The following is a 15165-nucleotide window of genomic DNA, read 5'->3' on the forward strand; positions in this document are numbered from 1 at the left end:
ACCGGGGATTTTTAAACAAATGAAAAGGTTTAATCTAAAATTTTCAATTTGCCGTTTGCCTCACGTACAAGGGTTCCATCTGAAACCAACATGCGGTAGCTATAGATACCGGCTGCCAGTTTATCGGTATTATACAGAATGGAATTGTCACCGGAGGGCAGGTTGCCTGCGTTTAGCGTGCTGACTTCTTTTCCTGCCACATTGTAAACCTTCACTGTAACGGAGGAAGGTTTTTCCAGTGAGAACCGAAACATCGTGCTGCCTGAAACCGGATTCGGATAAACACTCACGTCTACCTGTGGCTGGCCGTCTTCTTCAATTCCAACCCTTTGATTTTGAAGGGTAACGATCCTGGTAGGACTGGCACTGTAAAGGCTACCATCAGATGCCAATACCCTGTGGTACACTGTAATTTGCTGGCCTATAGCAACGCCTGCTTCTGTAAGAATAGAATCCATTGTAGCATGGGAAGCTGAGAATTCCGGAGTTGTACCCGTATTCCGGTTAAAGATCAGCTTGGTGAAATCTGCGGTTGCAGATGCCTGCCAGATATAAACAACCTTGTCGCCATCAGGATCTGAAACGGATGACCAGGTGACGTCAAAGGAAGTAAGGCCGGCTTCTATCACGATTACATCATTATCAGGAGGAGACGTTAATGCCGGAGCAGACGGAGCTGTATTATCAATAGGAAGCAATTGTCCGCGGATCTCTCCTCCGGCAAATGTGTTGGTATGGACGTTTACATAGAAATCGCCATTATCAAGATCCGCTGATTGCTGAGGGGTAAGCCTGAAACGGTTTCCCTCGAATTGTCCTCCTTCCTGATTCGCATCTATCCGGAAATTGAGCGGGAAAACAATGCTGCCATTGGTTCCGGTTTCTCCAAGATGAATATGGGCGCCTCCCTGTATGGAAGTATCAACTGCCGATTGAAGGTTGCTGAAAATTCCATTTACCGCAATAGAATCAGCGCCTACGCGGGTAACGGTTACGATTCCTCTTCCGGTTGTGAATACCGGCTGTACCTCATGCACTCCCACAAGATTGGTTGAGTAATCGCCCACGGCACCTCTGGTGAGGGTTACGCTAGCCGATTCGCCAATCGTATAGAGACTTCCATCTGAGGCATACACCCGGTGGTGATAGGTGAAACTGCCTCCCGGAGATACACCGGTTTGGTCCAACAGCGTGTCAATCTCGGCATAGGTGAAATTGATGACCGTATCCGTGCCGGTAGGGATCCTGAGCAAAATGGTATTGTAGGAGGCATCGGCAGCCAGTTCCCATACATATACTACTTCATTTTCATCAGCATCGCGGACATCATTCCAGTTGACTTGCAGGATCTGCCCTGGTGCTCCGGAAATTGTTTCGGAGGAACCCGGAGCAGGATTAAGGATCATAGCGGAATCGGGAAAATGATTAGGCGCCTGCAATACCTGGCCGCGCAACTCACCCGAAGGTTGTTGCACGCTGTGTACGTTTAAGTACAGATCTTCCTGGACCAGCGTGTCAAGCATTCCTCCTGAAAGGACGAACATGTTGCTGTCAGCATTCCAGAAGCCTGCGCGGTTGTTGGCGTTAGTATCCAGATCCACGTTCAGCCCGATGGCAACCGAACCGTTGGCGCCAGGGCCAGCACCGTGCAGATGGGACCCGCCTCCGATATTGGCGTTGAAGTCGCTTGCGAGCCCACTGAAGGAGCCGGAAAGGACGAGCCTCGGTCCGCGAAGTTCCAGCACGGCTGCACCGAAACCGTTCGAATTAACGGACGGCACCTCATTGAACCCATCAAGAGAAGCCATAAAATAATGATCAGCATTTGGCAGCAACTGGCCGCGTATTTCTCCATTAGCGTTATCTGTTGACGGTACATTGATATACGTCATGCGCATCATAAGAGTGTCTATCATTCCTGATGAAAGCGTAAAATGGTTGGAGTCTGCCAGGTAAGCCCCACCGCGCATGTCTGTGGTAGAAGCGGCATTCAGTTCCTCAAACAGGTTTCCAATGTTTCCTGCCAGTGCGTCTGTATAAATTCCGGAGCTGGCGGCTGTGTCAAAATCACTCATCAGCCCGTTGAAGCTACCGGTAACCGTGAGCCTGTTATTGCGTAATTCAGCGATCACCCGGCCTCCGGCCTCTGTATTTACAGGTGGTACTGCGCTTCCACCTCCGAGAAGGGCGTGGAAATACATATTTGCGATCGGCAGCAACTGGCCCCGGATCTCACCCCCGGTATAGTTGAGAGAGTGAATGTTTACATAAGTCAACCGGTTAAAAATGGAATCCTTGTATCCCTGGCTGATGGTAAAGGAATTGGATGCCGCCTCGTATTCTCCGTCCCGGTTGTTACCCGATAAGTCTACGGTCAGGCTGGTTTTTATGCCTCCGGCCCTTCCGGCTATGGCTCCGTGAATGTGGGATCCTCCGGCTACCCCTGATGCGAAATCAGAGGAAAGGTTGGCGAAAGAACCGCTCAGCGTGAGCCGGTTGCCATTGATTTCGCCCATCATCATGCCTTTAGCGCGGCTACGCACGAGGTGCGATTCGTTAAATGGCGCAAGCCCTATATGGAAGTAAAATGTTGCTGCGGGCAAAACCTGTCCACGCATTTCTCCTGTCGGATACATCTGAGAATGAATATTAACATAAAGCCTTCTTTCCCTTAGGTTTTGGGCCTGGGCTGCTGATAGTTCAAAGCGGTTGTTGTCAGGATGATAATACCCGCTCCGGCCATTGCCTGCAAGGCTGGCATTCAGCGCAAATGCTACGGGGCCATTTGCACCTGAAAGGCCAGTATGGATGTGGCTAGCTGTATAAGCTGAACCCAGGTCCCGGAAAGATCCTGAAACTATAAGGGTTGTGTCGTGCAACTCAAGGCTCACGCCCCCCTGTCCGCGAGTGATGACCATTGGAACTTCGTTCATTCCACTGATAATGGAGTTGAAATAAGTGTGGGATTCCGGCAGCAACTGCCCGCGCAATTCTCCCCCCGGATATTGTGATGTGTGGACATTATGATACAGCCCTCTCATGAACAGCGTATCCACCAGGCCGGAGGATACCGGATAGGTATTGGAAGAAGGTAAATAATCTCCGCTGGTGCCAAATACACCGGTGAAGGCGGTAAGTGGAATGACAACCGGGCCGGCTTCTCCTGCCATGCCCGCGTGGATATGGCTGGCAGAGTAATCTGCGCCTAATTCTGCAAATGAACCTGATATGATCAACTGCTGGCTGTCAAGTTCGGCAATGATTCCACCATGCCCGGCTGAAGGTGCGCTCGGCACTTCGGTAGCGCCAGAGAGATGTACGCGGAACACAGCCAAAGCCCTGGATATCAACTGGCCGCGAATTTCGCCACCGGGATAAGCTGTTGTATGGATATTCACATAGAGGTTGCGCTCAGCAAAATCCTGTAGTTGCGAGGGCTGTATAGTGAAAGTATTGCTGTCAGCCTCGTAAACTCCGCCACGGTTGTTACCGTCCAGCGTAGGATTCAGTGCAAACTCCACAGGGCCGTTGGATCCGGCCAAACCGATGTGAATATGGCTGGCGGTATAAGCAGCGGATAAGCCGGAGAATGAGCCGGAAAGCCTGATCTGGTTAGAGTCTACTTCCACGATAACACCACCATGTCCGTCCGTCAGAACAGGAGGTACCTCATTGCTGCCAAAAATATTGCTCATATAATACATCGAAGCCTCCGGAAGTAATTGGGCTCTGATCTCTCCACTGCCATGATCTTCAGTATGAATATTAACATACATCTGGTGGTTTTCGAGCATTTCCCGGTCCTGGGTGGTGAGCGTAAATCTGTTGTTGGCCGCATTAAATACTCCGCCTCTCATATTCGGATCTAAATCAGCATCAAGCGAAAACCGGATGCCACCATTCTGCCCGGCATAGCCGATGTGAATATGGGAACCCCCAGCTATGTTCGTGTCAACATCACTTGACAGATTGCTGAATACTCCGGAGATTTCCAGCGTATCTGCAATAAGGGTCGCAGTGATATTCCCTTCAGCAACCGTCAATACAGGGGGCACTTCCTGTGTCCCGGTCAGCTTTCCTGTATAAGTCTGTGCATTGGCCCCGGAAATGGCCAACCCTAAAATTCCAAAAAACAGGAACACACCTTTGGGTAGAATGTGTAATTTCATAATAAATGTAGTTTTGATTTTTTGAAGTTGTTATTTATGCTGCAAACCTATCTAAATCAGGTTGCATTGAAGTGGATAACAATGCGGGTATTTTTATGTTTTTTTAACAAATATTTAAATTCCATAAAATATGAAACGCCTTAACTGGCTGGTTCTTCTGATGATACTGATCGTCCCGGTTTTTTTCTTTCAATGTAACATGGATGAGACGGTAGCAGAGAAAAATGCTTCAGATCCGGATTTTGATACGCTGCCGGAACTGAAGCTTGTAACACTGGCGGGAGATACCATCACGCATCAGGATTTTGCGACTGACCAAAGGTTGGTATTCGTTTTCGTAAGTCCTGATTGTGATCATTGCCGGAAAGAAATGGAATCTTTTCCGAAGGAAGTCGCAAAACTGGAAAATGCACAAGTGCTTGTGGTATCACCTTATGGCCGGGAAGAAGTGAGCAACTTCGCTGTAGAATTCGGCCTGGATAAGCATCCGAAGATCATGGTGCTTCTGGATCCGCTCCATGAATTTGACAGTAAATTTCTTCCTGACCAGACTCCGATCCTATACCTGTTTGATGAGAACCGTGAATTTGTTGGCGTTGTAAGAAATAAACGCAACGCAAAAACCATCAATACGGCCTTTGAAGATCATAGTTCCGGTTCTATTTTTTGAGAAGGCCAATTTCAATGAGGCGTTGCGTGAGGTATTCGCCTGCACTGATGTCAGCGTATTGTTTGGGATGTTCAGCATCAATACATGAGGCTAAGCAGTTAAGCGGCATATCGCTGCGAGGATGCAGGAAAAATGGAATGGAGTAACGTGACAAGTGCCATTTTTCCTTTGGCGGATTCACTACGCGGTGGGTGGTTGATTTCAGGCGGTTATTGGTGAGCCGCTGCAGCATGTCGCCTACATTTACCACAAGCTGGTCAGGCAGGGCGGTTACGGCTACCCACTTATTCTTTTTATTCAGAATTTCTAAACCTTCGGCAGAAGCGCCCATGAGCAGGGTAATAAGATTGATGTCCTCATGCTCGGCTGCCCGCACGGCATCTCCGGGATCCTGCGTAATGGGTGAATAATGAATAGGGCGCAGGATGCTGTTTCCATTATGAATTTTATCATCGAAATAATTTTCTTCTAAATCCAGGTGTAGCGCTATAGCCCGCAGCAATTCTCTTCCGGTATCTTCAAGGGCTGTGTAAGCTTCCCTTCCAGCGGTATTGAATTCCGGCAATTCCCCCACGCTTATGTTGTCAGGATATTCTTTACGAATAGGATCGCCATCTGTTACTTCCTGGCCAAAATGCCAAAATTCCTTCAGGTCGCCCACATTGCGTCCTTTCGCATGTTCCTTTCCCATGCCTGTATAACCGCGCTGTCCGGCCATACCCTCAATCTCGTACTTATTTTTTACCTGAGCGGGAAGGGAAAAAAAATGTTGTACCTGGCTATATAGTTTTTTCGCTAGCTGAGGATTCAGGAAGTGGTTCTTTACGGCCACAAATCCAACGTCCTCATACGCCACGCCTATTTTATCTACAAAAGCTTGTTTTAATTTTTGGTCGCCTGAAGTAAAATCTGCAAGATCAATAGAAGGAATGGTCAGGGCATCGGCCATGTGAATAATTTTATGTTCAAAAAAGGGGTCAAAGTTAGGTTTTCATAACCTGTGGAAAAGCGTTTTTTCTTAAAGGATATAAGGAAAATTAAAGATTTCTGATTGACAGGCAGTCATTAATGGGAAAGTCATTTTTTCATATTAAAGCTGAAATCTGACAATTGAAGTGCTTGCAGTTAATTCCCGTTGTGGTACTCCTCTCCAGCACCCACATTTGCAGCGGGATTAAATTAAACAAAGTAACATTATGACTATTAGAAAACTTTTACTCGCTTCCGTCCTGACGATCTTAGGCTTCGGAATCAATGGCGCGATGGCGCAAACAACAGTAACTGACACAGTATGTGCCGGTGAAACAGGAACCAGCTACTGGGTGAGCGGAGCTTCCGGCTCCACCTACTCGTGGATGATTAACGGAGGAACCAAAGCCAGCGGTGGTACCTCAGACAGCATTACCGTGGACTGGTCTACTACCCCAGGAACGGATACCATGAAAGTGGTGGAGATCACCTCAACCAGTTGTTTGGGTGATACGATTACACTGATTGTGGTGAGAATGCCATTGCCAACTGCCGCTATTTCAGGCACAACAGCTTTCTGTTATGGAGATTCCACAACGGTTTCTGTGGCGCTCACAGGTACAGCACCGTGGAGTATTACTTATACAGACGGTACAACACCCGACACTGTTAATAACATTACTTCTTCTCCTTATCAGTTTAACACCGGATCGCTTACATCCAATACCACCTATAGCCTTACTAATGTAACGGACAGGTTAGGATGCGTAGGTACTACATCTGGTTCTGCTGCTATTACGGTTTATGCCAAGCCTACTACAACTGGCATCTTTCATAACTAGTAGTTTTAAAGAACACAGAGGTGAATGCACAAACCGCAGTGCATTCACCTCTTTCTATTCTGATAGAATATTATAGAACAGCGGATGCAAGTGAAATCAGGATCAGAGGTGGAAGGAACGAATGCAGTTAAGGAAAAAATATCTCCTGTTGCTGGGGTTGTTGTTTACAATAGCGGCCACCCCGATAGAAGCAGCTATTATAGATACGGTATGTGTGGGGCAGGAAGGTGAAGTTTATTTCACGATAGCCACGCCAGGCACATCCTATCAATGGACCGTGGAGGGCGGTAATATTGTCTCAGATACAGATTCTTCGGCCGTTGTCGTGGATTGGGATACAATACCGGGAATATTTGACATAACGCTGATATCAGCAAATAAGCAGGGATGCCCCGGAGATACGCTGATTGCCCAGGTTTGGGTGGTAAAAGAGGTGGAAGTCAGAATAACCGGACCAGCCGGACTTTGCCTGGGAGACAGCATTACACTCACCGCCAGTGGAGCGGAGATCTATTCATGGGACGATGGAGGAACCGGCTCCACAAGATCCTTCAAACCCAATAGCAACATCACATTGAAAGTATCAGGATACATCGGCTATTGCCTGGTGGATACTACTTCATACAGGGTACAGGTAAACCCGGTACCAATAGCAGATTTTACTTTCTCACCGGACCCGCCTCTTTTAGGGGATATTGTTGAATTCAAAGACAAAAGCGAGGGTGCTACCCGCAGAGAATGGTATATTGATTCTGACTCGGTTACTTCGGTAGAAAAAGATCCGGTTCATCCTTTTAATGACGCTGGCAATAAAGAAGTGATGCTGATCGCCATCAATGAATATGGATGCAGCGATACAGCCATTAAAGTACTGAAGATAGACCAGGATGCCAATATTTATATTCCTACCGCTTTTTCGCCTGATGGCGATGGCATTAATGACTATTTCAGTATAGCATCTACTGGCCTGGAATCTTTGCAGGTGGATATTTACAACCGCTGGGGCCAGCATATCTATTCCTTCACTGGCGTAGATGGCAGATGGGACGGTACGCATAAAGGAGAGCCTGTACCCATCGGAGCTTATGTTTATACCTTGAGTGCCAGTGCTGTGAATAAGCGCAAGTATTATCTCAACGGTTCCATCACTGTTATCAAATAGTTAATCCTTTTTTATAATACCCTAAGATTTCCGGCCCTTTCCGGGAGGCTGTCTCTTCCTATGGAGCAGCCTCCTATTATTAAAAAGCTATGTATTCTCCGTACTTCTAATTTACAGGTCGTCATGAACCGGTTTCGATCAATGTTGCTGATTCAGGCACATCACTCCTGCTTTTGATGCGATAACATTTACTTCAGAACTCCGCTGTAATATTTCACTGCCAGGAAAAGAATGCTGTGGGCAGGGCCAGAAAAATCATGCTCATTAAAAACAGCAACAGGATAAATTTCCATATCCACCTTAGCCATATTTCATAAGGAATTTTTGCGATGGCAAGAATTCCCATGGTGACCCCACTTGTAGGAATGATGAGGTTGGTTATGCCATCACCAAACTGGTAAGCCAAAACTGCTGTCTGACGGGAAATGCCGAGTAAATCGCTCAGCGGACTCATAACCGGCATGGTGAGAGCCGCTTGCCCGGAACCCGAAGGAATAAAAAAGTTGATGATCACCTGTAGAAAGAGCATCGCCTGAACGGAAATGTAGTTAGGCAGGTTTCCTGTAGCTCCGGTAAGCGCATTGAGAATTGTGTCAATTATTCTTCCTTCCTCAGCTACTACCAGTATGCCCCGGCTCAGCCCGATAATAAGCGCTGCGGCCATCATATCTTTAGCGCCAAGAATAAAAGCATCAATGGTTTTTTGCAGCGGCAACAAGCAGGCAATCGCAGAAAATATTCCCAGCGCCACGAAAAGCCCGGCAATTTCTTCAATATACCAGCCCCATTGATTTACACCAAAAACAAGCAAAACAAGGGATGCCAAAAAGAGTGAGAGCACCAGCACACGTTGTGCCGTCAATGGAAGCTGTTCCTGACGGTCCAGCGCCAGACTTTCATTTCGGGGCAATCCAAAGACAGGGCTTGATGCAGGTTTTGCACCTACTTTGGCCGCGTACCGCATAATGAACAACACGGCAACCAGGGTAAACAGCAGCCACACTACAAGCCGGTATTCCCAGACACTGAACACCTGCACATCAGCAATTCCCTGCGCTATACCCACCGTGAACGGATTGAACATGGCCCCGGCAAAACCTACTGCTGCGCCTACAAATGGAATAGCCACTCCCACAATGCTGTCATAGCCGAGGGCATAGGCCATGGGGATGGTGATGAGAATAAATACCAGCACTTCTTCACTCATCCCAAATGTGCAGCCACCTGCTGAGAAAAAAATAATGAGCAGCGGCAGTATGGCCTTCTTATACTGTGGCTTTTTTACTGAAAACCGGATGAGTTGCTGCAATCCTGCATTGACGGCTCCGGTGGCCGTTAAAATGGAAAAGGCTCCGCCTATCAGAAAGACAAAGGCAATTATGTGAGCCGCAGCGACCAGCCCTTTCAGCGGAGCCACAAAAAACTCCAGCGGACTTTGGGGGCTGGCCTCCACATAGTGAAACGATCCGGGCACTACAATTTGCCTTCCATCCACTTCCTGGCGGTCATAGTCTCCGGCAGGGATTATCCAGGTAAGACCGATGAAGAGCAGCAGAATTGCCGCAACAATGACAAGTGCATCGGGCAGTTTGAAGGACATGTTTTTTCGGGGCAAGATAGCAGGTTTGCCGGCAGTTCTGAATGCTCAGGACCCAGGTGCCATTATTCATAAGCAGCAAAGCCCTTGATGGGCCGGGCCTCGTTCAGCGAACAAACTGCCAGAAAAATTCTTTGAGGCATAGCAAGGAACGGGGCTGAATATCCGGCAGGTAAAACCGGTTTTATTAAGAATTGAATTCGAAGTCTGCAAAAATTCAGGATATAAATAATATTTGCGGACTTGTCGGATGGCGATTAACTAAAAATGAGCAATGTACCAACTCAGCGGAGAGCATTTGGATCAATGGATGAAAGGTTATAAATCCGCCTGGGAGGGCCGGATAGCCGAAGAAGCAGTGAGGTTGTTCACTGACAATGCGGAATATTATGAGAGTCCGTTTTCAGAACCTGCATGTGGCAGCAAATCCATTATGGATTTCTGGCAGGACGTACCGATCCTTCAAACCAATGTTTCCTTTGAATATCAAATTCTTTTTATAAAGGAAGCTATTGGATATGTGCATGCACACGGCCGGTTCATGCGCCTGGCTTCAGGCGAAGAAGTTACCATGGATGGCATTTTCGAGGTACATTTTGCTGAAAACGGACGGTGCGATCTCTTCCGCCAGTGGTGGCATGAAAAGACGGAACTTTAAGCAAGCCGCTTATTTCTCTACCAGGAAATCATTCATGATCAGACAATCCAGCCCGGACTGGTAAAAGCAGTTGATGGCATCCCCTGGAGTTTCTACCAGTGGCATTCCGTTTACATTAAATGAAGTATTGAGAACAATAGGCACATTCGATCTCGCGGCAAAATTCCTAATGAGATGATAATATCTCGAATTCAATTCTTCAGTAACCGTTTGCAATCTGCCTGAACCATCATAATGCACCACAGCAGGAAGCCTGTCCTTTACTTTCTCTTTAAACTGGAATACCCGCTCCATAAAATATGAAGTCTGATCATTTGAATATTCAAAATATTTCTCTTGTTTTTCTGCAAGAATGGCGGGAGCAAATGGCCGGAAACCTTCGCGATATTTGATCGTGGCGTTTACCAGGTCTTTCATATCAGGCCTCGTAGGATCTGCAATGATGCTTCGGTTTCCAAGTGCCCGCTGGCCAAATTCGCTGCCTCCCTGGAACCAGGCCAGGATTTTCCCATCCAGGATCAATTCGGCTCCTTTTACAGAGGCATCATCAAGCTTTGTGTAGCGGATCTTCCTTTTTATCAGTTCCAGCTCCACTTCGTCATTGGTGTATTCGCGGCCATAATAGTTATGGCGGTTGTTGCCAACATCCACCGGTTTATTCAGCACAAAGCGGGATCCATACAAGGCGCTGCCCACGCTGATTCCTGAATCATCAGGGCTGCCGCCCAAGTGTAGTTCTTCATAAGGCGTATTGTCTACAATTTTTCCATTTAATACAGAATTCATAAAAAAGCCGCCCGAAGCTACAAGCTTTGTATTTCCCGTTTTTTCATGCAGATTTTTCAGAAGCTGAAAAATTACATCCTGAGCCACCTTTTGTACAGCAGCCACAATATCATAAGCGCGCTGATCGAGTTCCTGACCTTTGGTGTAACATGGTCCCAGCAATTCTTCAAGCTTATAGGAAAAATAGCGAGGCGTGAAGAAAAGGAAATGTTCAAAATATCGCAGGTCCAGTTCATACAGCAGCCCGTCAATGTTGATGAGCTTATTGATCCTGTCATAATATTTGGCGGAGTCTCCAAGCGCTGAGAGCGCCATTACTTTCCATTCATCACCATTGGGCTGGAAACCCATGAAATCCGTAAAAGCCTGGTAGAACAACCCCAGGGAGTGAGGGGTGCGGTTGGTGTGGAGAATCTCGAATTTGCCATTCTTCACCTGGCCGCTTATGCCGCTGGCCACTTCGCCAAATCCATCAGCCACCAGAAAATCGCAATCATCGAATTCACTGAAAAAGTACGCGTTGGCAAGATGCGCTTGATGGTGATCTACAAAATGCACATTCCAGCGGATGTTCTCAGAAATAATGATTTGTTTAACATCCAAGATCTCCTTGGTTTCGAGGCTTGCCAGTTCGTTCAAGGCCAGGTATGCGATCTTACCGCGGTTACGCATGGCTTCAAAGAGGGTATGGTCCGGGCTTTTAATATAGTAGCGCGGATGCCATCCAATAAAGATATCGCTTACATCTGAAAGTGAAATGCCGGCAGCCTTGCAGCAATACTTTATAGATTGAAGAGGAAAGGATTTATCCTTTTTAATTCTGGTCAGCCTTTCTTCATTAATAGCATATTGAAGCTTGCCATCCAGAATAAGACAAGCCGAAGAATTGAAACCACTGCAATTGACGCCAATGATCGCCCCCATTTAGTTTAAGATTTGTAGGTGAATGAATAAAAACGTACTAACTGATTCTCTGAAAGAGCGTGCAAAATAAGCTGTTTTCAAGCAATATATTCTTGAGGTTTCAGTAGCGACATTATTTACTGAACAGGGTTGTTACCTTTTAAATCAACTTTTCTGTTTTGCTCCCTGACTTTCTTGTTTTATACTTTATTTCTTACCCCCTTAAAGTTTTATAATTATTATTTATAAAATTGTTACTCCGGATCTAAAATCTTCTGTTTAAGGCTGAATCCGGCTTATCTGATGCATTAGTATTTTAGCGTATCAGCATCAAAGCATCGTTTCCTTACAAAAAAAGGAATTGATTCTACTTCTTAATAATTCAGAAAGATGATTTAAAAATCTGCTATTATTGCAGGTTTTTACTAACAGGATTGAGAGGTGAGGATTCTGCATATATGCGGTTCATTTGAGAAGGGAGGAGTAACAGCATTTGTAAAAAACATGCTGGTGTTGAATAGCGAATTCGTTTCCACCCACGATCTTATGGTAATCCATGAGTCCAATGAAGTGGAAGCACCCGGAGGCGCCACAATATATAATATGACCCGCGACCTTTCCTTTTTCAAGGCAGGAACTTTTTACTCCATTTTTTCTCAATACGAAGGGATTATTATTCACAAGGCCCATCCGGCCCTCCTGATTCCCCTGATGAGGTGCGCTGCATCTAAGCTCATCTTTCAGCACGGAATGACGATGAGCAAGGGTGGAGCGCTGAAAAAAGCCATCAAAGGAACCTGGTATTCACAGTTGCCGCGACTGCTCAAGGCAAAGGTGGTTTGTTCCACCCAATATGCTCTGGAAAAGGCCCGACTGTCAGGCATTGAAATAGCAGATAGTGATGCTTTTATAACACCCTTCGGAATAGACCTGAAGCGAAAGGAAACCCCGAAAGAATATGGTGCTCCACTGAAAAGCCGTCTGGTGGTGGGAACTGCCGGAAGACTTGAAGAGATAAAGCGCTTTGGGCTTTTGCTCCAATCCCTGATGAACTACAGCGGACGGCCCATAGAATTGCGGATAGCAGGAGAGGGGAACCTCCGTGGTGAACTGGAAGCATTGGCAGCCAAATTACCGACAGCGCATGTTCAGGTACAATTTACCGGCAACCTCAGCGATCTGATCCCCTTCTATGATGATCTGGATATTTTTGTTTTTCCCAGCCACAACGAGTCTTTCGGACTGGTGGTGGTAGAGGCGCTGGCCCGGAATATCCCGGTGGCAGTTTTTCCTGATATTGGAGGAGCCCTGGAGGTGATGGAAGATGAGAAGAACGGTTTTGTAATGAAGCCGGGAAAAGAAGGGCTAAAGGAACTGTGGGACAAACTGGATAATAATCCTGAGATTTTAAGCACAATGAGCCAGTACATTTGCAACACCGACCTCTCTGTCTACAATATTATCGCTACCCGGAAAACGATGGACAACCTTATCCGGAAGATGAAACTAAGTTAATTTTCAAATGAGCGGCTGGTTCTTAGCATTCAACAACATACCGCCTGAGCGGATTGAGAAATTTCGCAAGGCATTCACATTTCCTCATTTACCGCCTCTGCAGTTGAATATCCGGGAATTGTCTCCTGGAATTTCGCTGGCTTTCTGGAACTGGCGCAATGACGGCCATTTCCATGATATTGCTATTGTTGAAGATAACAGCGGTCAACAACTATTGCTGGAGGGATACCTAACAGGTGCTGGAAAATATGGCAGTTTGCCGGCTGATCCCGAAGCTGCCGCAGCTACAGTTTTGCAGTTGTGGACGCAACATGGCGAAAAGGTAATCTCCGAATTGAATGGCAGTTTTTCGCTCTGCATTATGAATCCTGAGCGGAAAGAAGGTTTGTTCATTACCGACCGCTTTAATTCACGGCCCGTCTGGCACAACACAGAAGATGGCACTTCAGCCTTCGCCAATTTCGCTACACCTCTTGCTGCCCTGCAAAAGGCCGGAATTCGCTTCGATCCGGTTGCACTCTGGTCATTGCTCTGTTATTCGCGCCCATTGGATCATCGCAGTTTGTTTGCCGGCATCCGTTTTTTGGATGCAGGAACGCGGGCTGAGTTTAATAATGGCAGGCTGGAAAAGCAGGAAAAATGGTTTAATCTCCATTTTGAGCCGGATACAAAGCCGTCAGCCTCAGAATGGGCCGGGGCAATCGTGGAGCGGCTGGGCGTATCAACTTCCGAAATGATCAAAACGGCTCCGGAGCTTTATCTCTTCCTTAGCGGAGGGCTGGATTCGCGGGTGGCAGCAGGCGCTTTGGGAAACCAGGCGCAATCCATTACGCTGGCCTCGCATATAAATATGAATGTCAAACTTTCGCAGCAGGTTGCCGGAGCAGTAGGAATGCCCCATGAGATATTTTACAGGGATGACTATGATTACCTGAATTATCTTGATGTGGCTGCCCTATTGAGCAATGGTAATTATAACCTGGCTCATGCACATTTTATGAAACCCTGCTATAAAAAAGTTGAAGAAAAGCCGGCTGCTGCGTTCATTCTTGGAGATCTGTTTGAGAATTATAATAAGCACTATTATAAAGTACTTCCTTCGGATCCAAAGGAGGTTTCGCCTGAACAGTTGCCAACTATATTCAGAAAGCTATATGGCTATACCCATCCTGATTTCGTACAGCTCCGGGCGCTGTTTCAACCGGAGGTAGCCGGGCAACTGGAGTTGAGCTGGGAAGCGGCTCTGCAGGAATGGGCAGGGCAGGTGCAGGGTGTGAGCAATGATCACCGTGATTATCTGAATGCCCTATTCAGATGGTACAACAACTACTGCTGCCCCACCAACCTGATGCTGGAATGCATTAAGCCTTTTGCGCCTCACCGGAATCTGATGTTTGACAATGAGCTTTTCAGTTTGTTGCTGCAAATGCCCGCTGAATTGAAAGGAAAAGCCATTATGCATAATAAAATTTTAGGCACTCAAAATAAAAAGCTCCTCAATATTGCCGACAGCAATTTCTGGTTGCCGCCATCAGTGCCAAAACCGGTAAAGGAAATGGCTCAGCAGATACGGCCGTTACTGGGAAAATGGCGGAGAAGCCTCAACAGAAAGAGCAAAGGCGGCAAACCCAACTTCAAGAGCGAAGGTTCATGGCACATGCGCCACGAGTGGTTTAAGCATGATAAAACCTATCAGGATTTGATTGAAGGACTGCTGGAGGATGAAACCATTTTCATCAGCGAGGTTTTCAACCGCGAGGCTGTGCGGCAAAGCTGGGAGGAGTTTAAAGCAGGCAATAAAGCCCGCAACTTTGAATGGGATATGCTGATAAGCTATGCGCTGGTTCAGAGGCAGTTTCCTGCTTCAGGAATTGCGTTTTAATAAAACTAAATG

At 46.8% G+C, this 15165-nt stretch carries 10 protein-coding genes; 6 read left to right on the forward strand and 4 right to left on the reverse strand.

Annotated elements, in window-relative coordinates; translation table 11 throughout:
• Positions 1 to 29 precede the first annotated feature (29 nt).
• On the reverse strand, positions 30 to 4169 hold the full coding sequence (locus WD077_02490; GenBank protein ID MEX0966077.1) for a CHRD domain-containing protein: 4140 nt from the start codon (positions 4167 to 4169) through the stop codon (positions 30 to 32).
• 130 nt (positions 4170 to 4299) lie between these two features.
• Between WD077_02490 and WD077_02495 the strand changes: the two genes are divergently transcribed.
• Positions 4300 to 4839 (forward strand): redoxin domain-containing protein, encoded by a 540-nt coding sequence (locus WD077_02495; protein ID MEX0966078.1) that lies wholly within the window; start codon positions 4300 to 4302, stop codon positions 4837 to 4839.
• Here WD077_02495 and WD077_02500 read toward each other — a convergent pair.
• Complete coding sequence (locus WD077_02500; GenBank protein ID MEX0966079.1) at positions 4829 to 5788, reverse strand: 2-oxoglutarate and iron-dependent oxygenase domain-containing protein; 960 nt, start codon at positions 5786 to 5788, stop codon at positions 4829 to 4831. The genes WD077_02495 and WD077_02500 overlap by 11 nt on opposite strands.
• Before the next feature lie 247 nt (positions 5789 to 6035).
• Here WD077_02500 and WD077_02505 point away from each other — a divergent pair, with 247 nt between their 5' ends.
• Together WD077_02505 and WD077_02510 are read left to right on the forward strand one after the other, a co-directional pair.
• The gene (locus WD077_02505) at positions 6036 to 6650 is read left to right on the forward strand and encodes a hypothetical protein (GenBank protein MEX0966080.1); all 615 of its coding nucleotides are present in this window, start codon (positions 6036 to 6038) and stop codon (positions 6648 to 6650) included.
• Between the two features lie 121 nt (positions 6651 to 6771).
• Positions 6772 to 7812, forward strand: a complete 1041-nt coding sequence (locus WD077_02510; protein ID MEX0966081.1) for a gliding motility-associated C-terminal domain-containing protein — start codon at positions 6772 to 6774, stop codon at positions 7810 to 7812.
• A 214-nt stretch (positions 7813 to 8026) separates the two neighbouring features.
• On the opposite strand, the gene WD077_02515 is transcribed toward WD077_02510, so the two are convergent.
• Complete coding sequence (locus tag WD077_02515) at positions 8027 to 9412, reverse strand: TIGR00366 family protein (GenBank protein MEX0966082.1); 1386 nt, start codon at positions 9410 to 9412, stop codon at positions 8027 to 8029.
• A 271-nt stretch (positions 9413 to 9683) separates the two neighbouring features.
• Here WD077_02515 and WD077_02520 point away from each other — a divergent pair, with 271 nt between their 5' ends.
• Complete coding sequence (locus WD077_02520) at positions 9684 to 10067, forward strand: nuclear transport factor 2 family protein (GenBank protein ID MEX0966083.1); 384 nt, start codon at positions 9684 to 9686, stop codon at positions 10065 to 10067.
• A 9-nt stretch (positions 10068 to 10076) separates the two neighbouring features.
• Here the strand turns inward: WD077_02520 and WD077_02525 are convergent, their stop codons facing one another.
• Positions 10077 to 11777 (reverse strand): carbamoyltransferase C-terminal domain-containing protein, encoded by a 1701-nt coding sequence (locus WD077_02525; protein ID MEX0966084.1) that lies wholly within the window; start codon positions 11775 to 11777, stop codon positions 10077 to 10079.
• 420 nt (positions 11778 to 12197) lie between these two features.
• On the opposite strand from WD077_02525, the gene WD077_02530 reads away from it, so the two are divergent.
• Entirely contained in the window at positions 12198 to 13271 is a 1074-nt protein-coding gene (locus WD077_02530) for a glycosyltransferase (GenBank protein MEX0966085.1), read from the forward strand.
• 7 nt (positions 13272 to 13278) lie between these two features.
• A complete protein-coding gene (locus WD077_02535; GenBank protein ID MEX0966086.1) occupies positions 13279 to 15153 on the forward strand; it encodes a hypothetical protein in 1875 nt (624 codons plus the stop codon).
• Positions 15154 to 15165: the final 12 nt, after the last annotated feature.

It is taken from the genome of Bacteroidia bacterium (genome assembly GCA_040880525.1).
Lineage (GTDB): Bacteria > Bacteroidota > Bacteroidia > CAILMK01 > JBBDIG01 > JBBDIG01.

Bases quoted from the DNA above. Each gene is read 5' to 3' on its own strand.
- WD077_02490 (MEX0966077.1), bottom strand. From the start codon at position 4,169: ATGAAATTACACATTCTACCCAAAGGTGTGTTCCTGTTTTTTGGAATT.
- WD077_02495 (MEX0966078.1), top strand. From the start codon at position 4,300: ATGAAACGCCTTAACTGGCTGGTTCTTCTGATGATACTGATCGTCCCG.
- WD077_02500 (MEX0966079.1), bottom strand. From the start codon at position 5,788: ATGGCCGATGCCCTGACCATTCCTTCTATTGATCTTGCAGATTTTACT.
- WD077_02505 (MEX0966080.1), top strand. From the start codon at position 6,036: ATGACTATTAGAAAACTTTTACTCGCTTCCGTCCTGACGATCTTAGGC.
- WD077_02510 (MEX0966081.1), top strand. From the start codon at position 6,772: ATGCAGTTAAGGAAAAAATATCTCCTGTTGCTGGGGTTGTTGTTTACA.
- WD077_02515 (MEX0966082.1), bottom strand. From the start codon at position 9,412: ATGTCCTTCAAACTGCCCGATGCACTTGTCATTGTTGCGGCAATTCTG.
- WD077_02520 (MEX0966083.1), top strand. From the start codon at position 9,684: ATGTACCAACTCAGCGGAGAGCATTTGGATCAATGGATGAAAGGTTAT.
- WD077_02525 (MEX0966084.1), bottom strand. From the start codon at position 11,777: ATGGGGGCGATCATTGGCGTCAATTGCAGTGGTTTCAATTCTTCGGCT.
- WD077_02535 (MEX0966086.1), top strand. From the start codon at position 13,279: ATGAGCGGCTGGTTCTTAGCATTCAACAACATACCGCCTGAGCGGATT.